Annotated in this window: 15 protein-coding genes; 7 read left to right on the top strand and 8 right to left on the bottom strand. The window is 60.1% G+C overall.

What is annotated here, in order from left to right:
* Positions 1 to 321 precede the first annotated feature (321 nt).
* The 3 genes from NKJ08_RS12425 to NKJ08_RS12435 are packed head-to-tail and all read left to right on the top strand — an operon-like array spanning position 322 to position 4,076.
* Entirely contained in the window at positions 322 to 966 is a 645-nt protein-coding gene (locus NKJ08_RS12425) for a 2Fe-2S iron-sulfur cluster-binding protein (protein WP_352781916.1), read from the top strand.
* A complete protein-coding gene (locus tag NKJ08_RS12430) occupies positions 963 to 1,946 on the top strand; it encodes an FAD binding domain-containing protein (RefSeq protein WP_352778413.1) in 984 nt (327 codons plus the stop codon). The genes NKJ08_RS12425 and NKJ08_RS12430 overlap by 4 nt, the downstream gene beginning before the upstream one ends.
* Positions 1,947 to 1,958: 12 nt before the next feature.
* Positions 1,959 to 4,076, top strand: a complete 2,118-nt coding sequence (locus NKJ08_RS12435) for a xanthine dehydrogenase family protein molybdopterin-binding subunit (RefSeq protein WP_352781877.1) — start codon at positions 1,959 to 1,961, stop codon at positions 4,074 to 4,076.
* A gap of 267 nt (positions 4,077 to 4,343) precedes the next feature.
* Here the strand turns inward: NKJ08_RS12435 and NKJ08_RS12440 are convergent, their stop codons facing one another.
* From NKJ08_RS12440 to NKJ08_RS12455, 4 genes are all read right to left on the bottom strand, one after another.
* Positions 4,344 to 4,871 carry a BA14K family protein gene (locus tag NKJ08_RS12440; protein ID WP_352781878.1) on the bottom strand — a complete coding sequence of 176 codons (528 nt, stop codon included), beginning with the start codon at positions 4,869 to 4,871 and terminating at the stop codon, positions 4,344 to 4,346.
* Positions 4,872 to 5,167: 296 nt separating this feature from the next.
* A complete protein-coding gene (locus NKJ08_RS12445) occupies positions 5,168 to 5,689 on the bottom strand; it encodes a c-type cytochrome (RefSeq protein ID WP_352526901.1) in 522 nt (173 codons plus the stop codon).
* Between the two features lie 87 nt (positions 5,690 to 5,776).
* A complete protein-coding gene (locus NKJ08_RS12450; RefSeq protein ID WP_352526900.1) occupies positions 5,777 to 8,884 on the bottom strand; it encodes an efflux RND transporter permease subunit in 3,108 nt (1,035 codons plus the stop codon).
* A complete protein-coding gene (locus NKJ08_RS12455; protein WP_352778421.1) occupies positions 8,881 to 10,053 on the bottom strand; it encodes an efflux RND transporter periplasmic adaptor subunit in 1,173 nt (390 codons plus the stop codon). Before NKJ08_RS12455 ends, NKJ08_RS12450 begins: the two co-directional genes overlap by 4 nt.
* On the opposite strand from NKJ08_RS12455, the gene NKJ08_RS12460 reads away from it, so the two are divergent.
* From NKJ08_RS12460 to NKJ08_RS12475, 4 genes are all read left to right on the top strand, one after another.
* Complete coding sequence (locus tag NKJ08_RS12460) at positions 10,046 to 10,888, top strand: hypothetical protein (RefSeq protein ID WP_352781879.1); 843 nt, start codon at positions 10,046 to 10,048, stop codon at positions 10,886 to 10,888. The two genes, NKJ08_RS12455 and NKJ08_RS12460, sit on opposite strands and share 8 nt — an antisense overlap.
* A gap of 572 nt (positions 10,889 to 11,460) precedes the next feature.
* Positions 11,461 to 12,798, top strand: coding sequence for an HlyD family secretion protein (locus NKJ08_RS12465; RefSeq protein WP_352781880.1), 1,338 nt, complete (start codon positions 11,461 to 11,463; stop codon positions 12,796 to 12,798).
* Positions 12,795 to 14,381, top strand: a complete 1,587-nt coding sequence (locus NKJ08_RS12470) for a DHA2 family efflux MFS transporter permease subunit (RefSeq protein WP_352781881.1) — start codon at positions 12,795 to 12,797, stop codon at positions 14,379 to 14,381. Before NKJ08_RS12465 ends, NKJ08_RS12470 begins: the two co-directional genes overlap by 4 nt.
* Positions 14,382 to 14,383: 2 nt before the next feature.
* Positions 14,384 to 15,922, top strand: a complete 1,539-nt coding sequence (locus NKJ08_RS12475) for an efflux transporter outer membrane subunit (RefSeq protein ID WP_352781882.1) — start codon at positions 14,384 to 14,386, stop codon at positions 15,920 to 15,922.
* Positions 15,923 to 16,417: 495 nt separating this feature from the next.
* On the opposite strand, the gene NKJ08_RS12480 is transcribed toward NKJ08_RS12475, so the two are convergent.
* From NKJ08_RS12480 to rpoH, 4 genes are all read right to left on the bottom strand, one after another.
* Positions 16,418 to 16,714, bottom strand: a complete 297-nt coding sequence (locus NKJ08_RS12480; RefSeq protein ID WP_352781883.1) for a hypothetical protein — start codon at positions 16,712 to 16,714, stop codon at positions 16,418 to 16,420.
* Between the two features lie 266 nt (positions 16,715 to 16,980).
* Positions 16,981 to 17,343 (bottom strand): hypothetical protein, encoded by a 363-nt coding sequence (locus NKJ08_RS12485; protein ID WP_352781884.1) that lies wholly within the window; start codon positions 17,341 to 17,343, stop codon positions 16,981 to 16,983.
* A gap of 734 nt (positions 17,344 to 18,077) precedes the next feature.
* Positions 18,078 to 19,280, bottom strand: a complete 1,203-nt coding sequence (gene fdhA / locus NKJ08_RS12490; protein WP_352778428.1) for a formaldehyde dehydrogenase, glutathione-independent — start codon at positions 19,278 to 19,280, stop codon at positions 18,078 to 18,080.
* 251 nt (positions 19,281 to 19,531) lie between these two features.
* Positions 19,532 to 20,422, bottom strand: a complete 891-nt coding sequence (gene rpoH, locus NKJ08_RS12495) for an RNA polymerase sigma factor RpoH (protein ID WP_352778430.1) — start codon at positions 20,420 to 20,422, stop codon at positions 19,532 to 19,534.
* Between the last annotated feature and the right edge of the window lie 96 nt (positions 20,423 to 20,518).

Consider the following 20,518-nt stretch of genomic DNA (forward strand, 5'->3'; position numbering starts at 1 on the left):
CCATCTTCCTGTGATCCTATCAAAGCTGTTTTGCTTGTCCGAAATTGCTGGCTCTGCTTTTCGCTTGCGCCTTTTGCGATAGCAGCGTGCAGCGGCGCGTTCGAAGCGATATCGCAGCGCGGCTGCGGTACCTTCCTCGGCGCTTGTGAAGAGCGCGCTCTCATCGTTCCTCAAAGGCCTCACCGACGGATACGCAAAGCTCCAGTCCGACGAAAGTTTCCTGAAATCAACGCAAGACCGGGCCATATCGCGCAAAAATGCGCGATTTCATTTTCGGTCAAACGGGTACGTCCTCATCCGCATCCAGTCGGAGACACTGCCATGGAAAGAGAACTCACTCCTCGCTCATCCATATCCCGGCGGCGGTTTCTTGGGACAGCCGGGGTTACGACCATGGTGCTGGCTTCGCCGCCAGCATTTGCCGAGGCGACCGCAGAACCCTCATCGTTGCCGAAAGAGAATGTCAGATTGAGCGTCAACGGGCGGCAGCACGCCCTCGATCTCGACCCCCGCACGACGTTGCTCGATACGCTGCGCGAGCACCTCGCCTTGACCGGCACGAAGAAAGGCTGCGACCAAGGACAGTGCGGCGCCTGCACGATAATCGTCAACGGACAGCGCATCAACAGCTGCCTGACGCTTGCGGTTATGCACGACGGCGATGAGATCACCACCATCGAGGGTCTGGTAGAGGACGGCGATCTCCATCCGATGCAGGCCGCCTTTGTGCGCCATGATGGATTGCAATGCGGATACTGTACGCCCGGTCAGATTTGCTCGGCCGTCGCGTTGCTGGCCGAACACAGGGCGGGCTGGCCAAGCCATGTGACAGCGGATGGCGCGACCCGGCCAGCGCTGTCGGATGCCGAGATCGCCGAGCGGATGAGCGGCAATATCTGCCGGTGCTCAGCCTATCCCAACATTGTTGCAGCAATCCGCGACGTGAACGAGGGAGGCCGCGGATGAAGCCGTTCCGCTACGAACGGGCAAGCGGGGTCGCTTCCGCCTGTGCCACTGCAGCCGCACCGGGAGCCAAGTTTATCGCCGGTGGCACCAACCTCATCGATCTCATGAAGCTGCAGATTGAGACGCCTGAACTGCTGGTCGACATCGGTCTGCTGCCGCTCGCCGACATCATCGAAAGCACGGGGGAGGGTGGCCTGCGCATCGGCGCGGGGGTCACGAACAGCGCGCTTGCCGCCGACATGCGCGTCCGCCGCCTCTATCCGCTGCTGTCGCAGGCGATCCTGGCGGGCGCCTCGACGCAGCTTCGCAACAAGGCCACGACCGGTGGGAATCTGCTCCAGCGTACGCGATGCCCCTACTTCTATGACACCACTAAACCGTGCAACAAACGTGTGCCGGGGTCCGGATGTGCGGCGCTGCACGGCATCAACCGGATGAACGCCGTGATGGGCGTGAGCGACGACTGCATCGCCGCGCATCCGTCAGATATGGCGGTCGCCATGACGGCACTCGATGCGCGGGTGGAGACCGTCGCTGCTGATGGCGCAATTCGGACCATCCCGATCGACGCGCTCTATCGAGCGCCCGGCAGCACGCCCCATATTGAAACGGTTCTGGCACCGGGTGAGATGATCCGGTCGGTGCTCCTGCCGCCGCCGCCGAAGGGTCGTCAAGTCTATCGCAAGGTCCGCGATCGCGCCTCCTTCGCGTTCGCGCTCGTTTCGGTCGCTGTCGTCGTAGAGCGCGAGGGTGACAGGGTGCGCGCCGCGCGCGTCGCGTTCGGCGGCCTGTCCTACAAGCCATGGCGATCGGCGGAAGCCGAAGCCTCGCTGGACGGCGCCTCGGCGACTCGAGCGTCTTTTGATGCCGCCGGCATAGCCGCGCTCAAAAATGCGCGTGGCTATGGCCACAACGACTTCAAGATCCCGCTCGCACGCCGAACGCTGCGGGCCACACTGGCCGACGCTGTCGGCGCCTGAGGAGAAGCGAGCATGGCCGAAAGCAAGCACGCCGACGTAATCGGGCTTCCTCTCGATCGCATCGATGGGCGACTGAAGGTAACTGGCCGGGCCATCTATGCCTTTGAGTACGCGGCGCAAGGAAGCGCCGCCTACGGCGTGATCGTGAGCGCATCGATCGGCAAGGGCCGCATCGCGGGAATCGATGCGCGCGATGCACAACGCTTGCCGGGCGTGCTGCTCGTGCTCACCAAGGACAATGCGCCGGCCCAGGCGCCCTGGGGTCCGGTCGATCTGCCGGACCGCTTTGCGCGGGCAGAGCCCGCGCTCAACACCGACGAGGTGCTCTATTTCGGCTTTCCTGTCGCCTTCGTGGTCGCCGAAACGTTCGAGCAGGCCAGCGCGGCCGCCGCGATGGTCCGCATCCGGTACAATCCAATACCGGGTGACTATGACCTGCATGCCGCGGGTCCTGCCGCCGAAAACCCCGGCCGGATCGACGGCAATGCTCCCGCCGACAGTGCCACGGGTGATTTCGAATCCGCCTTTGCCAACGCACAGGTGCGGATCGACGCAAAGTACACAACGCCCTATCAGCATCAGGCTCCGATGGAGCCACATGCGACAATGGCGGCATGGGAGGGCGAGATGTTGACGGTGCACACCTCCGCGCAGTTGACGGCGAGTCCGCAGGAAGGTCTCGCCCGAACGTTCAACATCCCCAAGGAGGATGTCCGTATCATCACCCGTTATGTCGGCGGCGGTTTCGGCAGCAAGTTACCGTACTATGTGGACGCGACCCTCGCCGCGATCGGCGCCCGCACGCTTGGTCGACCGGTGAAGGTGGCAATGACACGCCCGCAGCTCTTCCATACCACGACACACCGCACGGCATCCGAGCAGCACATACGACTGGGCGCGGACCGCGATGGCCGGCTGACCGCGTACGGCCAGGAAGCACTGGTACATTGCGCGCGCTTCGACCAGTTCACCGAGCCGGTCGTCGACGCGGCCCGCAGGCTTTATGCCGCGCCCAACCGGCTGACCCGGCATCGCCGCGCAAAGCTCGATCTGCCGCGTTCGGATTCGATGCGCGCCCCGGGCGAGGCGATCGGCCTGCTGGGGCTCGAATGCGCGATGGACGAGCTGGCGGACGCCCTCGGCCTCGATCCGGTCGAGTTGCGCTTGCGCAATGACACACAGAGCGATCCTGAGCAGGATCGGCCGTTCGCCTCGCGCCATCTCGCAGAGGCGTTGCGTGAGGGCGCTGCCCGCTTCGGCTGGGACAAGCGCGTCGCAAAGCCGGCCAGCGTTCGCGACGGGCCCTGGTTTGTCGGCCTCGGCGTCGCCTCGGCGATCCGCGGCGACGTGCTGCAGAGCGCGACGGCGCGGGCGCGGCTGGAGAGCGACGGCCGGCTGACCATCGAGCTGGCGATGACTGACATCGGCACCGGCTCCTACACGATCCTGACGCAGATTGCCGCCGACACGATGGATATGCCGGTCGACCGTGTTGCGGTTCGCCTTGGTGACACTCGCTTTCCGCCCACCGCCGGCTCGGGCGGCTCTTTTGGGGCGGCGACGTCCGGTTCCGCGGTTCTTGCGGCCTGCCGCAAACTCAAGGCCGGGCGCGCCTCCGGAACGACGGAAGCCTTGGGGTCGGTCACGCCCGCCGATCTCGACGAGGCGTATTCGCACGCCGGCTTCGGCGCGCATTTCGCGGAAGTCGGCGTCGATCGGGACACCGGTGAGGTGCGCGTCCGACGCATGCTCGGCGTGTTCGCGGCCGGCCGCATCCTCAATGCAAAGACCGCCCGCTCGCAGATGATCGGCGGCATGACCTGGGGCATCGGCTCGGCGCTGCTCGAGGAAAACCATGTCGACTTGCGCTTCGGCTCCTTCATCAACCAAGACCTGGCCAACTACCATGTCGCGGTAAACGCCGATGTCGGCGCGATGGACGTGGTGTTTCTGGATGAGGCCGATCCGCACGGCAGTCCCCTCGGCAGCAAGGGCGTCGGCGAACTGGGCATTTGCGGCGCCGGAGCCGCGATCATGAACGCCATTCATAACGCTACCGGCGCACGTATCCGCGACTTTCCCGCCACCTCGGACAAGTTGCTGGCCACACTCGAAAAGCTTGACCCCTAGCTTTACAAGGCAAAGTCCTCTTCAAACGTCTGGTCTCGGCTGCTTGCGCAGTTGCCGGGTGGCGGCACGGCAGTGAGCGCCGGCCTGGATGTGGCGCTGGAACCGTTACCTTTTCTGTGTTGATCGCTGGTGCCGGCCGCTTTCGGGTGGTGTCGCGATGCGACACGTCTCACCCCGCTCTCATTCCAACATGTCGATCGAGTCACACCCGGTCGATACCACAGGGATCCGGTCCCCACTGGTCTGTGGAGCCCGGATCCGAAAGGCTCAGTGTCGCGAGCAGTAGTGACGATGTCCGTCATATCCAAGATATGTCCCGGTGGCGGGATTGTACGAATGGTACCGCGCCTCGCAGGAAGTGACATTAGCGTCGTCATTTGCGGCATAGTTCCCATAGTAAGGATAGTAGTCAGGACCCCAATCGTCCCACCACCCCCCAACGCCGCCATAACCGCGACCGAAGCCACGATCGCCGAAGCCATGATCGCCACCGCCGAAGCCGCCGCCGTGGCCACCACCACCGCCGCGGGCCATCGATTCTGACACCGAACCAATCGCCAGCACTGCGCCCAAAGCGATCGTCGTTAAGATTAATGTTGATTTTCGCATAATAAACTCCATCAAGGTTGGCTTTTTCAAAGTGTATGAAAAGCCCGCCTTTGATATATTTCGAGCAAATCTATTCAGCGATGGAACGAAAGTATTTAATCGGCATAAATTTTGATACTTTAAGTTATACCTCCGTCTTAATGGGCGCGTAATCTTACGGAGATGGAAAGGATGGGCAAGAATCATTCTTGGGGTAGCCGCGGCAACGACACTTGGCAGATACCAATATTCCGCCGCGGCGGGCGCCGATGTAGAGGACCGAAGCCGAAGTTGCCACGAATAGGTTGGCTTTCGCGACGCCGAGGACGACGAACGCTCCTCAATCGCCGCGAATTTCCTGAAGTGCCATGCCGAGCGCGGGCCGGCCTGTTACATTTGCCACGCTGCTGTTCCTCAATCCAAAACTGGCGTCGTCAGGCTGAGGGGCAGAATGCGCCGATGGCCTTGGCTGGTGTTTCGCTTCCGTCGCGGACGGACGCCGGTTAGTGTGCCCCTTCTCCGGGCTTTACCTCTGCCGTGCTCAGTGCGTCGAATGCGTCCGCCGAGATGCCCCGAGAATGGTGAAGGAACGCCGCGAGCGCCCAGATGCTTTGATCCGGAATCTGATCGCCCCAGGCAGGCATTGCTGTTCCGGGAATGCCATTCTTGATCTTCGGGAAGACCTCGGCGGGATCGTTCCGCCGGCCGGCGAGCAACAAGTTCGGAGGCGCCGGGGTCATCCCCTGGACGGTCGCGGCAAGGCCTGGAGCCCCATGGCATTGGACGCAGTTCTCCCGAAACAGGTGCGCTCCAGCCTGCTCCGCCGCCGGCGTCTCGATATTTGCAGGGACCTCCACCCGTGCGGCGGCTGTAGCAGCGACGGTGCATGGCATTGCCGTTTGCGGGGCGCAGGCGGCGCTCATGGCGATCGGCACCAGCGGGGAAGCGTCAGACCCGCTCATGTAAAGGAAAAGCAGGCTTCCAGCAGGAATCGCAACGACAGCGATGCCGAGCGCCTGGGTCAAACGAGCCAACATCTGGAACTCCTCAACTTGATGTCTTGTGGCGGCATCTGTCGGCCTCGGCACCGGCAGTCATGAGCGAGACGGCATTCATTCGCCGGGGGTTTCAATGGGCATCACCCGCCTACCGCGCATGCCGCCCAGGAACCTGCCCAGCCGATCAAGATAGAGGTAGACCACCGGCGTCGTATAAAGCGTCAGCACTTGCGAGAGCACCAACCCGCCGACGATGGTGTAGCCGAGCGGCTGGCGGATTTCCGATCCGGCGCCGGTGCCCAGCATCATCGGCACGCCGCCTAGAATCGCCGCCATGGTGGTCATCAGGATCGGCCTGAAACGTATGGTGCAAGCCCGGTAGATCGACTCCTGTGGACTCAGATCTTCGTTCCTCTCGACCTCGAGCGCAAAGTCGACGAGCATGATGCCGTTCTTCTTGACGATGCCGATCAGCAGGATAACGCCGATCATCGCTATCACGCTGAAGTCCATATGGACCGCCATCAGCAACAACAAGGCGCCGATGGCGGCCGAAGGCAGCGTCGAAAGAATGGTAATCGGATGGATTATACTCTCGTACAACACTCCGAGGATGATGTAGATCACCACCAGCGCCACCCCGATCAGGATTGGTGTGCCTGACAGCGCCGACTGAAAGGCCTGCGCGTTGCCCTGGAAGCTGGTTGCAAGCGAAGCGGGCTTTCCGGCATCGCGTTCGAACTGCTGGATAGCGGCGACCGCATTTCCGAGCGCCACGCCCGGTTTCAGATTGAAGGAGATCGTGACCGCCGGGAACATGCCTTGATGATTGATCACGATCGGCGCAGCCTTGGTCACGCTGGTCACCAGGGCGCTTAACGGCACCTGCTGCCCTGACGAGGAATTCAGATAGATATCCTTCAGCGCTTCGGGACCGTACTGGAATTCCGGGCTGACCTCGAGAACGACGTGATACTGGTTGAGCTGAGTGAACATTGTGGAGACGATGCGCTGGCCGAAGGCATCGTCGAGCGTGTTGTCGATCGTCGACGGGAGGATTCCGAAACTCGACGCGACTTCGCGATTGACGGTCACATCGAGCAGTGGTCCTGCATTCTCCTGGTCGGTGGCCACGTCGATGATTCCCGGCAGACCTTTAAGCTTATCGAGGAAGATCGGCGCCCAATGGTTGAGCTCGTTGGAATCGGCATCGGCCAGAGTGTATTGATACTGCGTCTTCGAAACTCGACCGCCGACGGTGATGTCCTGCGCCGCCTGCATGTAAAGCGCTATGCCTTGGGTCTTGGAGAGTTGGGAAGATAGCCGGTTGATCACCTGATCGGCGCTGACGTCACGTTGGTTGTTGGGCTTCAAGGCAATGTACATCGTCCCTTGATTGAGCGTACTTCCGCCGACTGCTCCTATCGAGGCTCCGACCGAGGCTACCGCCGGATCCTTCAGCACGGTGTCGATTATCGCCTGCTGGCGCTGGGCCATAGCCGGGAACGAGATATCCTGATCGGCCTCGGTGACGCCGATAATCAGACCGGTGTCTTGTTGCGGGAAAAAGCCCTTCGGGATGACAACGTAGAGATAGCCGGTGACGGCAATCGTTCCGAGCATGACGAGCAGCGTAACGAAAGTGTGCCGCAGGACGATCTTCAAGCCCCGTTCATATAATCCAAGCAGCGCGTCGAAGCCGCTTTCGCAAATATAATACAGCCGCCCGTGCCTGACGTTGGCCTCATTCTTGAGCAGACGCGCGCACATCATTGGCGTCAGCGTGAGCGAGATCACCAGCGATAGGATCAGTGAAACGCTCACCGTCACGGCGAATTCCTGGAAGAGTTCGCCGACATAGCCACCCATCAGGAACAGTGGAATGAATACAGCGATCAGCGAAAGCGTAATCGAAACGATGGTGAAGCCGATTTCGCTCGAGCCCTTTAGTGCAGCCTCCATCGGGGTGAGGCCCTCTTCGACGTGGCGGACGATGTTCTCGATCACGACGACTGCATCGTCGACGACGAAGCCGACCGCGATCGACAAGGCCATGAGCGACAGATTGTCGAGGCTGTAACCAAACACATAGAGCACGGCAAAGGTGCCGACGAGCGAAAGGGGCACGGTTATTGCGGGAATGACTGTTGCCCAGAAATTACGCAGGAACAGGAATATCACCATCACCACCAGGGCAACGGTCAGCATCAAGGTGAACTGCACGTCCGAGACCGAGGCACGGATGGTTTGTGTGCGGTCTGAAACGACCGAGACCTTGATGCCGGGCGGGATCGACGCCTGGAGTTGGGGCAACAGAGCCTGAATGCGGCCGACCGTCTCGATCACATTGGCACCGGGCAGGCGCCGGATAGCCATCAAGATGGCGGGTTTCTTGCCGAACCAACCTGCCACAAAGTGGTTCTCCGGCCCGTCGATCGCGGTGCCGATGTCACGGATGCGCACAGGGGAGCCATTGCGATAGGCAATTATGATATCATTGTAAGGGCCAGGTTTGAGCAACTGGTCGTTGGTGTTGAGCGTGAAGGTTTGACGCGGGCTGTTGAGCGTTCCCTTTGCAATATCGACATTGGCCTCGCCGAGCACGTTGCGGACATCTTCAAGCCCGATGCCGCGGGCCGCGGCCGCTTGCGGATTGATCTGCACGCGGATCGCCGGCTTCTGCTGGCCGCCAAGGCCGACAAGACCCACGCCGGAGATTTGCGAGATCTTCGGCAGCAGGATGTTTTCCGCATAGGCATCGACCGTCGTCAGGGGCAGGGTATCGGAGGTCAATGCGAGCACCAGGATCGGTGTGTCCGCCGGATTAACCTTTCGGATGGTCGGCGGATAGGGGATGCCCAGCGGCAAATAGGGGCTGGCGGCATTGATCGCCGACAGCACGTCGACTTCTGCACTGTCGACGCTACGGCTGAGGTCGAACTGAACGGTGAGCTGCGTGCTGCCAAGCGCGCTGGCCGAAGTCAGCTGGGTCACGCCGGGGAGTTGGCTGATCTGTTGCTCGAGCGGGGTGGCTACCGACGACGCCATGGTTTCGGGATCGGCGCCGGGCAGCTGCGCTGATACCTGAATGGTGGGAAAGTTGACGTTCGGCAAGGATGCGACTGGCAGAAGCTGGTAGGTAGCGAGCCCGCACAGCAGCAGGCCCACCATCAGCAGGCCTGTCGCAATCGGCCGGTGAATAAAAGGGGCGGAGATGTTCACGGGATCGCCTGCTGCACTGCGCTTTGCAGGTCGGCTTGTTGAGCGGCTTTGCCGTGCAGCACTTGGACGGGGGTGCCCTGCGCGAGCCTGTACTGTCCGTCGACCACGACGGTTTCGTTCGCCTTGAGACCCGAATCGATGAGAGCTTCTCCCCCGGTCATCTGTGCGACGGTGACGGGCCGCATCTGTGCGGTTCCATCAGGCGCAATGACATAGACGTAGGAGCCGTTCGGACCCTGCTGCACTGCCGACTCGGCGATGGTCAGCCCGCCATTGCGGGTATTGAGAAGCAACCGTGCATTGACGAGCGCACCCGGCCAGAGTTGGTTCCGTGCGTTCGGAAACGTGGCCCGGAGACGGATCGTGCCCGTCGTCTGGACGATCTGGTTGTCGACAAGCAGGAGCTTGCCTTCGTCGAGCTGGGTCTTGTCGTCCTGGCTGTACGCAAGGACCGTAAGCTCCCCCTTGGCCATCTGCTGCTGGATTTGCAGAAGAGTGTCCTCGGGCAGCGTGAAGATCAACGAGATCGGTTGGATCTGCGCAACGTCGACCAGGCCAAAAGTATCGGTCGGGTGGATGATGTTGCCTTCGTCAATCTGCCGGATACCCGTTACGCCGTCGATCGGCGAGGTCAGGCGGGTGTAGCTGAGATTGATCTGTGCGGCCTGTAGCAGAGCCTCGTCTGCCTTGATTGTCGCCTGGAGCTGGATCACTTGTGCCTTCTGCGTGGCTACCAGTTGGGAAGTGGCAAAACCCTTCGCCAGCAGTGGCGTGTAGCGGTCCAGGTTTGCCTGTGCATTGACGAGCTGCGCCTGGTCGCGATCGCGGGTAGCAGTAATCTGATCGATTTGTGCCTGATAGGGATTTGGATCGATCTGTGCCAGCAGATCGCCCTTTTTTACTGTCTGGCCTTGTTTGAATGTGATTTTCGTAATCGGTCCTGAGATCAGGCTGTGCACCACCACGTTGTTGTAGGCGATTACCGTTCCTACCCCACGAAGGTAAATAGGCACATCCTGACTGGCTACTTTTCCGGCAACGACAGGGACCGCCGGGGGAGGAGCGGAGGCCGCCGCAGGCTCGGAAGGATCGTAGATGTGCTTTGCTGCAAGACCAACGCCACCGACTATGATCAGCAGCGCGGCAATAATAAAGGGTCGCTTGCGCATCGAGGGCTCCTACGAGAGACGGCTCTTAAGGGATCGCTTTTTTCAGCAGCCAGATGTCGACAACGTGCTGCTTGTGCCTGTCACACCCGTGCTGACGCAGGACGTGCCTAGTGTACCGACTGTTGGAACGGTCACGCTCGGGCTTGTTACCGGATCGGATATATTGGGTGTTGGAATGCCCGTTATCGAGCTCACTCCCAAATTGCCGAGTTCTGAAGACCCGAGCGGAATCCCAACCGGAGTCCCAACACTCGTGGACGATGTCCCGGACGATGTCCCGGTGGTAGTTGATAGTGTCGCTGTGGTGCTGGAAGCCGACGTGCTCGAGCTTGTCGAGTTGCAGGTGCCCGATGCTGTGGAACCCGTCAAGCTCGCAGACGACATCCCGCTCGTGGACGTGGTTCCGCTCATGCCGCCGCCGTCGAAAGTGGAAGGGGTGGAAGTGCTTCCGGCAACCCCGGAACTTGACGCCAGAACACCTGGTGCCACGACATTGGTACACCCGGAGTCGCTCATGGAACTATTCGCGATTCCCATGGAGCTACCCGCGCTGCCCATGGAGCCAGACGTCGTTGCCGAGCTGAACGTCGTCAAGCCACCAGGATCGAGCTCGACAGCGCCCAAGGGAATACCAACCGGATTAGTACCAACCGGATTGAGGGGCGAACCAACTGCAGAGAGGGGCGAAGTCATTCCTATTGCGGGCGTGGTCGTGCTGACTTGCGCGAAGCTCGGCCCGCTGGACAATAGTGCGATCGCCACGGTGATCAGCAAGCTTGGCATCGCAACATTATGCTCATTTCGCATTGGAACTACCGTCGTTTCGTGTGTCTAGATGTTGGCATCGGTGAAACAACGTCGTAGTATTGCCGCCGCTCCGATCTTATACGCCGCGCGGCCAAGGGTTTTGGGCGCGGACGCAGCACCTAACGGATTTCATCCCTGGATTGGTATCGGGTTCGTCCGAGCAGATAGGGGGATGATGCCAGATGGAGGGGAAGCGCTCTTCCCTAAAGGCGGCTGGATTTCCCTATTCGCACGCCAATCCGAGCATGTGACGGTGGTGTAGCAGCAGTGTCTAATGGAGAACTTCGTTGTTCGCTATGGATTATTCTGGCGCGTCCGAGCAAACGCATCGGCAAGATGAAGTCTCCGCTACAAACCAACGTATGAGCCTTTCAGACTTCTACTTCATTCTCCTATACCTTTGTGGGATGGATCGCATGGTCTCCGGCTCTTTAACGTAAGTAGAAAGAGAGACAGCCAAATTGCCCGAATAACGGATTGATCCTCAGCCCTAGCTCGTGACCGCTGATTCAAGAATGGCAATCCGGCTTCTGCCGAGAGCCTGTCTGCGGTCGCCAGGCGAAAGCGACGACATCGGGAAAACGTCTCAAGGCAGTTCGCATGAAAGAGGCGCCCGATGTCCAAACGGCCAGGATCAGTCCACTCCCCCAGGCCAATGACGAGTCCAAGGTGCTGACGGCAAGCGCGCCTATCCGCGAGAGCGCGGCAGGCACAAAATCGCTTGTCACCGATGCTCGCGTTCCGAATCGCACTATCTCCATAACCGCCGATAGCCGCCCTGGTGAAGGCGAATCCGACCAGCAAGTGCCTGGTGGCCTGCTGCCCGCTGAGGAGAAGCCTGAGGCGGCTGTCGAAAGTGAGCAGGACACGCGCGGACCAGGCGGTTCAGACACAGGACACCGAGGGCGCAAGCCTGCCGTCTTCATCATCGGTTTCGTTGTCCTGGCTGTTCTTGTCCTCGGCGGGTTCTACTACTGGTATACGAACCTCAACTTGGTGAGCACGGATAACGCCTATACCGATGGGCGGGCTGTCTCCATCGCGCCGCAGGTTTCGGGCCTCGTCGTGTCGCTGGACGTGACCGACAACCAATATGTCCACAAAGGTGATCCGCTGATCCATATCGATCCGCGCTCCTACACGAGCGAGCGGAATCGGGCGCTGGGAGCCCTCGACAGCGCCAAGGCGCAAGCTGCGGGGCAGCGGCTTATGGCCGAAATCGCCCGCAAGAATTTCCCCGCTCTGTTCCAACAGGCCCAGGCTCAATTGCTGACGGCACAGGCCAATCTGACCAAGGCCCAGGCCGACTATGACCGACAGAGCACTCTGCCGAAAGCCGCGACAACGCAACAGGAGGTCGACGCCGCGTTGGCCGCGCTGCGCCAAAGCAAAGCGCAAGCTATGCAGGCCGAAGCCCAGGTTCAGCTGAGTTCACCGGTCGAGCAGCACATCGGCCAGAGCGATGCGCAGGTCGAACAACTGAACGGGCAAGTCGAGCAGGCTCAAGCGCAGCTTGATCAAGCAGCGCTCAACCTCTCCTGGACGGTCGTGACGGCGCCGCACGATGGCTGGATAACCCGGCGCAACGTGGAGATGGGCAACTACGTCACGCCCGGGCAGCAGATTTTCTCAATCGTTTCACCGGACGTGTGGATCACAGCCAACTTCAAGGAAAACCAGCTTGATGGTCTGCGGCCCGGCCAGAGCGTGAAGATCGACGTGGATGGCTACCCTCACCTCGACCTGCATGGCCATGTCGACAGTATCCAGATGGGGTCCGGGTCGAAGTTCACCGCCTTCCCACCCGAAAACGCCACCGGCAATTTCGTAAAGATCGTTCAACGCGTGCCGGTCAAGATCGTGATCGACAGCGGGCTCGATCCCAAGGTCCCGCTACCGCTCGGGATATCGGTGGTTCCGATGGTAACGGTTCGATGAGCAACCCTACAGTCGACGACGGTGCGACCTGGAAGCCCCGTTACAATCCCTGGCTCATTGCGGTTTCGGTTACTCTTGCCGCCTTCATGGAAGTCCTCGATACCACGATCGTCAATGTTGCCTTGCCGCACATCGCGGGCAGTTTGTCGGCGAGCAATGACGAGGCGACCTGGGCGCTCACCTCCTACCTGGTAGCAAACGGGATCGTGCTGACCATTTCTGGCTGGCTGAGCAATTTTTTCGGGCGCAAACGTTACTTTCTGATCTGCATCACCATGTTCACGGTCTTCTCGTTCTTGTGCGGAACGTCGACCAGCCTGGGCGAACTGATCGTTTTCCGGTTGCTGCAGGGTTTCTTCGGCGGCGGCCTGCAACCAAACCAGCAGTCGATCATCCTGGATACGTTTCCGCCGGCCAGGCGTGCGGCCGCATTCGGCGTCACGGCGATCGCCACCGTCGTCGCCCCGGTCCTTGGTCCGACACTGGGCGGCATCATCACCGATCAGTCGACCTGGCGCTGGATTTTCTTCATCAATGTGCCCGTCGGCATCCTCGCGGTTGTTTTGAATTCGATACTCGTCGAGGATCCGCCGTGGGTGAAAAACAGGAAGAGCCGGGGGCTCGACTATGTTGGCCTGTCACTCATCACGCTTGGTCTCGGATCCCTGCAGATCATGATGGATCGCGGCACAGACGACGACTGGTTCGGTTCGTCCTTCATCGTGTTCATGGCGCTTCTCGCCTTCCTGGGGATCGCGGGCGCGATCGGCTGGCTGCTGATTGCCAGGAAACCGATCGTCAATCTCGACGTGTTCAAGGATAGGAATTTCGCCGCCGGCTGCGCGATGATCGCGGCGATGGGCAGCATACTCTATGCCAGCGCCGTCGTGATTCCGCAGCTCGCGCAACAGGTTCTCGACTATACCGCAACCTGGGCGGGGCTCATTCTTTCTCCGGGCGGCATTATCGTCATCGTCCTCATTCCATTGGTTGGCCGTCTCATGACAATCGTCCAGACGCGGTTCGTCGTGGCAGCCGGTTTTTTTGTGATGGGATGCGCGCTCTTCTTCTCGAGCCATCTGGCACCAAACATCGATTTCCCGACGCTCGTGTTGATGCGTAGCTGGCAGGCTGCCGCGCTCGCGTTTCTGTTCGTACCGATCAGCACGACCACCTATCTCACTTTGCCGCGCGAACTGAGCGGCGATGCGGCGGCCCTCTTTTCGATGGTCCGCAACGTATCCGGGTCGATAGGGATTTCTGTCGCAACTTCGATGGTCACAGAGCGGAGTCAGATCCGGCAGTCCTATCTGTCGGAATGGGCCTCATCCTTTCACCAACCCTACAATGCGCTGGTGGATCAATACGAACGTGCGTTGATCGCGACTGGGCATGCCGCAGCATCGGTGCATGGCGTCGCGGTAGGAAAGGTCTACCAGACATTTCGGACGCAAGTTGCCGTTCTCGCCTATTCGGACGTCTTTCTGTTCTTCTCCTTCGTCGCGTTCCTCACCGTTCCCTTCTGCTTCCTTCTATCGGGGAAGAGGGCCGCCGGTGGCGTGGGCGCCAGCCACGTGGATTGATCATGGGTCATAAATTAAGCACCCTGACACTGATTTCCAGCACGTTCGCGTTGACAGCTTGTACTGTCGGACCCGACTTTGTCCGGCCGGATTCGGCGCTGCCGAAACGCTGGTTTACCAACAGTGCTGCAGCGGCGAATTCTGCGGGATCGGGCACGGCGATTCTCGAGCCCGTCGACCCCGCCTGGTGGCAGGCCTTTCACGACGCGACCCTTACCTCGCTGGTGCAGCGCCTTGCGGACGCCAACCTTGATGTGCAAACTGCGACCGTCCGGCTCGCGGAAAGCCGTTTTCAGCGCGGTGCCGTGGCCTCCGCCCAACTGCCCAGCCTGAATGGCAGCGCTAGGTACCAACATCAAAATCTTAGCGATGTGAGTGCCAAAGGCAGCCTGATCGACGGTCTCCTTGGTTCGTCGAATAGCACCATTTCTTCCGCAAAGCCCACCGACCTGTTTACCAGCGGTTTCGATGCATCATGGGAACTCGATCTTTGGGGGCATGTCCGCCGCCAGGTCGAAGCGGCGGATGCGCAAGTCCAGTCTTCCGAGGAACAACGGCGCGACGCGCTCGTCTCGAGCCTCGCCGAAACCGCACGCGACTATATCCAGCTGCGCGGGACGCAGACCTTGATCAGGATCACCAATGACAATTTGAAGATCGAGCGGGACATTTTGCAGCTGACGCAAACACGTCAGCAGAAGGGGTTGACGACCAGTCTGGACGTCGAGAACGCCGCAGCGCAGGTCGAAGCCGTTCGTGCCCAGTTGCCCAGCCTGGAACAGCAGGAAGCGCAGCAGATAAACGCGTTGAGTTTTCTGCTCGACCTGCCTCCGGATGCGCTGCGCGGCGAACTCGCCACTGGGAAACAAGTGGTGCCGAGGCCTGCCCGGGTTCCGATCGGCATTCCCTCCGAGCTGGCGCGGCGGCGCCCGGATATTCGCGCCGCGGAAGCCCAGCTTCACGCGGCCACCGCCGACATCGGTGTGGCGGTCGCTGAGTTCTATCCATCCCTCCAATTGAATGGGTCGGTGGGCTTCGACGCCCTCAAGGTCGCGAGCCAATTGACGGCCCACGCAATCCCAACCAGTGTCGGGCCGAGCATTTCGATACCAATCTTCGAGGGCGGCCGGCTGAAGGCGACGTTGCAGCTTCGCAAGGCGCAACAGGTGGAGGCGGCGATCGCCTATCACAGGACGGTGCTGGAAGCCTGGCACGAGGTTGTAAATGCCCTCGTCGCCTACCGGACAGAACGGCAGCGTAGCGCCCGGTTGGCCATGCAGGTTCAGCATCTGCGGCAAGCCTTGTCGCTGGCCCGTGACCGCTACAATGACGGAGTCACCGAGTTCACCACCGTGCTCGACACCGCACGTATACTGCTTCAGGCCGAACAGGATCATGCGCAGAGCACGACCAACATCTCGATCAATCTCGTCCAACTGTACAAAGCGCTCGGTGGCGGGTGGGAATTGACATACCCGAGCGCGCCGCCCGGACCATCGGTCAGCGCTCAAGAACGTTCGAGAGCAACAAAGCCGACATGACCATGTCGATCCTTGTTGCGACGCGCAGGTGCTGGAAGCCGGCGAAATGTCACTTCATATATCTCATCACGAGTTGATAGCGATAAAATCTCGACGCCGATCTTTGGTGAATTTAGCTTGGAATCGACGATCATCCGGTGAAACAAAGACTTAAAGCGCGGCGTATGAGTCCCTTGCGGTACACAACAGTCGTGGTGAGAACAGGATGATGTGTTTGGCTAAAGGTCCCTCAGAGCTGCCCCGCGGGATCGATCCCTTGGCCGAGCTTTTGCCCTGGCCGGCCGAGTTGCGCAATCGACGTCGGGACGTCACTGATCCGTTGGCCGAGCTCACCAGGTCTGTCCTTTCTCGACGTGCTGTTTTAGGTCACGGAATTTGCCATGTCAGCGTAGCGCAAGACGCCGATAACAAGGTCGCTCGCTGCGAGAGCCTCAGCGCCATGCATTGGCATTCGCGAGTACAAAGGTCCAGCCAAACCACTCTAATCGGATTGGATCATGGGCAAGAGTGCCACATTCCGTTGGCTCCGTAGTAGCTTGAGTTTACAGCATCAAACGAGCAGTAAGCAGCATCGGTATCGTAGTTCCACCAAGACTGGTAGTTATATGCTGGATCACTAAAAAAGACCTTGCGGTGCGGGTGTTTCGGCTGGCGGTTGCCAATGCCGATATCGCTGAAGTCCATAGCATGGCCATCACCACCACCGCTGCGCGCCATGGAGACCGTGGCTGAGCCGGTTGCCAGCATTGCACCGAAAACGAACGTCGCCAGGATTGTTGCTGATTTTTTCACAATACACTCCTAAAGTTTGATACTTCCGGAATTGTTGAAAGCTAAATTTATATAGGGGAAAAAATCTGTCTCTGAATAGTACGTTTGGTTGAGATATATATATCTTCTAACTGTACATATGGCTTGTTGAGTGCATCGCGGCGCCGATGATGCGTCCTGAATCCAGGTCAAAGTCGCAGTTCGACAGGCGTGCAAGCTAGACCCTTTCGGGGCTCGAATCCGGGCTCCACCTGCCGTGGAGCCCGGATTCGATGAGGCTGCGGTTATCACGGGCAGTATGGGAAAAGCCCTTGATATTCATGATATGGGTAGGGGTAACCGCAGTAGTCGTCGCCATAAAAGTCACTGCCGTAACCGCGGCCCCTTCTGAACCTGTAGCCGCCGACATGACTGCCGCTGACATGGATGTCCCTGCCGATGCTTGCGCTATGGCCGCCAAAGCCTCCGCCGCGGCCACCGCCAAAGTCGCCACCGCCCATGCCTGCGGCATGGCCGCCCCCGCCGAAGCCACCGCCGCCATGACCGCCACCGCCGCCGCCACCGCCGCGTGCCATCGAGACGGTCGCCGAGCCTGTTGCCAGCATTGCGCCCAGGGCGATCGTCGCCAATATTGTCGTTGATCTTTTCATAATACACTCCTATGGTTTGGGCTTTCGTGGGTTTTGAAAGCCACACTGATGTAGATACAGGAGGTATTTCTCGGTATAATACGCATATTTGATAGACGTATATCTTGTAATTACATTTGTTTCTTGTTGATTGCATGGCGGCACCGGCAGATGCGCCCTACGGCATGCTGCGATCATAGATCTCGGCCGCAAGGGATTTTGCTCCAGAGCAGGAGCCGACGTCTCGCAACGGATCACCCGACACGAACGCAGTAGCTTATGAGCGGCCCAAGACGTTCCGTGATTGCAGTGTGTGACGGACGGCCATGCCTCTGCAGCGCCGCGTTCGGGCATCCGGCGAGCCAGCGCGGCATTCATCATTCAGATTTCGATGAGTGGATGCATGGCGGCGCTGGCTGCTGGGCATCTCGGCGGCTATGCCCTTCTAGGCGCCGAGCATCAGGTGGGACGGCAGCACGCCTCGATGCAAGCGTCCACGTAGCTGATCATTGCTTCATTCGCCGATGTTGCACGACCGGTGCACCAGGAGGTTGGAAACATAAGCGCTTGCGGCGAGGAACACTGCGGCTTGGCGGTGGATCGCAGGTCAGGTCTCACAAAATCGCCACTCGTCGGGTGCGGCGCTCAGCTTCTCTCAGTCAATACTCGTGGGCATTGTGCGTTGGCGCGAGCGGTATGCGGGCCATCGCATTGGCTCGTTGCGAGCTTGTCGATCATCGACGCGGTTTCCGTGCTCAAGCTACCTTTGCGATTTCCCCGTGCGGGTCGATGACAAACTTGTTCGCGATGCCGGCGTCGAAGGACTTATAGCCCTCCGGCGCCTGGTCGAGGGTAATCACCTTGACATTGACGATGTCGGCGATCGGCAGCCTGTCCCACAAGATCGCCTGCATGAGCTGTCGATTGTACTTGATGACCGGAGTCTGTCCGGTGTGGAGGCTGTGGGATTTTGCCCAGCCGAGACCCAGGCGAAGGCTGAGATTGCCAAGCTTGGCTGCCTTCTCCTTTGCTCCAGGATCTTCAGTCACATACAGTCCGGGGATGCCGATGGCGCCGGCCGGGCGGGTGACCTCCATGAGGCTATTCAGCACGACAGCAGGCGCTTCGACGACATGGCCATCGCCGCTGTACCCCTTGGCCTCGAACCCGACGCAGTCGATGGCGCTATCGACCTCCGGGACGCCGAGGACATCAGCGACGAGTTCGCCCAGCCGATCGTGTCTGGAGAGGTCGATCGGCTCGAAGCCGACCTTCTTGGCGTGCGCGAGCCGCTCCTGGTTCATGTCACCGATCAGCACGACAGCGGCGCCGAGGATGCGCGCGGCTGCGGCGGCCGCCAGCCCGACCGGCCCCGCCCCAGCGACGTACACGGTCGACCCGACACCGACCTTGGCGGTGATTGCACCGTGGAAACCCGTGGGCAGAATATCGGACAGGCAGGTTAGGTCGCGGATCTTTTCCATCGCCTGTGCCTTGTCCGGAAACTTCAGCAGGTTGAAATCGGCATAGGGCACCATGACGTACTCGGCCTGCCCACCGATCCATCCGCCCATGTCGACATATCCGTATGCGCCGCCGGCGCGATCGGAATTGACGTGAAGGCAGACCCCGGTGTCGCCCTCGCGGCAGGTGCGGCAGCGTCCGCACGCCACGTTGAACGGGACCGACACTAGATCGCCGACCTCGAGATACTCGACGTCGCGGCCTTTCTCGATCACCATGCCGGTGATCTCATGGCCCAGCACCATGCCGGCCGGCGCGGTGGTGCGGCCGCGGACCATGTGCTGGTCGGAGCCACAGATGTTGGTCGAAACGACCTTGAGAATGACACCGTGATCGATCTCCTTCCCTGCTGGATTGCGGAAAGTTGGAAAATCGATCTTCCGGACTTCGACCCTGCCGGGTTCGAGATACGCGACTCCGCGATTGGTGGCCATGTCGAACTCCTGCGCACTCAGATTGTCGTGGCAGGGTCACACACAGGGGACGGAATTGCTGTGCAGAAATTGCCCGGTGTTGCTTGCCCTTGCGGCTTTCTCGGATTCGCGGGCTAGGGAACCACAGCATCGAGCCGACGCCTCTTTCGTAAGCCGAGAGCAGGAAATACAGGCGCCTCTCCCTTTGGCACGAGAGGGTACGCAGCCGACCCGCTCCCCCCTCCTGTCATTGGCACTATCGTCCACCTATTTCACGCTGACAGCGCCCGGGTTTCGGCACGCTTCGCATAGACGACCTTCACTGCATTTTGCAATTTTTCGAAGGCGCGCATCTCAATCTGGCGCACCCGCTCGCGCGAAATGCCGAATTCGCTGGAGAGATCTGCCAAACTCCTCGGGTTATCTGCAAGCCGACGCGCTTCAAGGATGCGCCGCTCGCGTGCGTTGAGCACGCCAAGCGAGTCGATCAGCGCCCTATGCCGGCTGGAGTCCTCCTCGACCTGAACGAGCTTGTACTCCTGGTTGTCCTCGCCCTCGATCAGCAAATCCTGCCATTCGCCTTCGGCCTGACCTCGCAGGGGGGAGTTGAGCGACGCGTCCCCGCCCATGCGGCTGTTCATGTAGACAACTTCCTGCTCGGTCACGCCAAGACTGGATGCGATCAGTTCCACCTGATCTGGATGCAGGTCACCATCGTTAAGCGCCGAGATGCGAGCCTTGAGACGCCGCAAATTGAAGAACAGCTTCTTTTGATTGGGTGTCGTGCCCATCTTCACCAATGACCAGGAGCGCAGGACATATTCCCGAATAGACGCCTTGATCCACCACATCGCATAGGTCGCTAGACGAAGGCCGCGCTCCGGTTCGAAGCGATCGACCGCCTTGATCAGGCCGATGCTGCCCTCTGATATTACCTCCGAGATCGGCAATCCATACCCGCGGTAACGCATCGCAACCTTGGCAACGAGGCGAAGATGCGACACCACCAGTTGGTGAGCGGCCTCCGGGTCGTTGTGCTCGCGCCAGCGTTTCGCCAGTGCTTGTTCCTGCTCTGGCGTCAGCATCGGGAGATGTTTGATCTTTTCGAGATAGCGGCTAAGCCCGCCTTCGCCTGTCAAGATTGTTGTTGCTGCGCGTTGCATGAAGTACTCCTGGCTTATTCCGCACGAGATCCGTTATCTATTGACACCATAGGCGCTTTATATTCGTCTCACTGCTTGATGCGGCAGTTGTTTGGA

This window comes from Mesorhizobium sp. M0244 (assembly GCF_040321795.1).
Taxonomy (GTDB): Bacteria; Pseudomonadota; Alphaproteobacteria; order Rhizobiales; family Rhizobiaceae; genus Mesorhizobium.

Coding starts and splice junctions, on each gene's coding strand:
- NKJ08_RS12425 (WP_352781916.1), top strand. CDS start 322: ATGGAAAGAGAACTCACTCCTCGCTCATCCATATCCCGGCGGCGGTTT.
- NKJ08_RS12430 (WP_352778413.1), top strand. CDS start 963: ATGAAGCCGTTCCGCTACGAACGGGCAAGCGGGGTCGCTTCCGCCTGT.
- NKJ08_RS12435 (WP_352781877.1), top strand. CDS start 1,959: ATGGCCGAAAGCAAGCACGCCGACGTAATCGGGCTTCCTCTCGATCGC.
- NKJ08_RS12440 (WP_352781878.1), bottom strand. CDS start 4,871: ATGATTCTTGCCCATCCTTTCCATCTCCGTAAGATTACGCGCCCATTA.
- NKJ08_RS12455 (WP_352778421.1), bottom strand. CDS start 10,053: ATGCGCAAGCGACCCTTTATTATTGCCGCGCTGCTGATCATAGTCGGT.
- NKJ08_RS12465 (WP_352781880.1), top strand. CDS start 11,461: ATGAAAGAGGCGCCCGATGTCCAAACGGCCAGGATCAGTCCACTCCCC.
- NKJ08_RS12470 (WP_352781881.1), top strand. CDS start 12,795: ATGAGCAACCCTACAGTCGACGACGGTGCGACCTGGAAGCCCCGTTAC.
- NKJ08_RS12475 (WP_352781882.1), top strand. CDS start 14,384: ATGGGTCATAAATTAAGCACCCTGACACTGATTTCCAGCACGTTCGCG.
- NKJ08_RS12485 (WP_352781884.1), bottom strand. CDS start 17,343: ATGAAAAGATCAACGACAATATTGGCGACGATCGCCCTGGGCGCAATG.
- fdhA (WP_352778428.1), bottom strand. CDS start 19,280: ATGGCCACCAATCGCGGAGTCGCGTATCTCGAACCCGGCAGGGTCGAA.
- rpoH (WP_352778430.1), bottom strand. CDS start 20,422: ATGCAACGCGCAGCAACAACAATCTTGACAGGCGAAGGCGGGCTTAGC.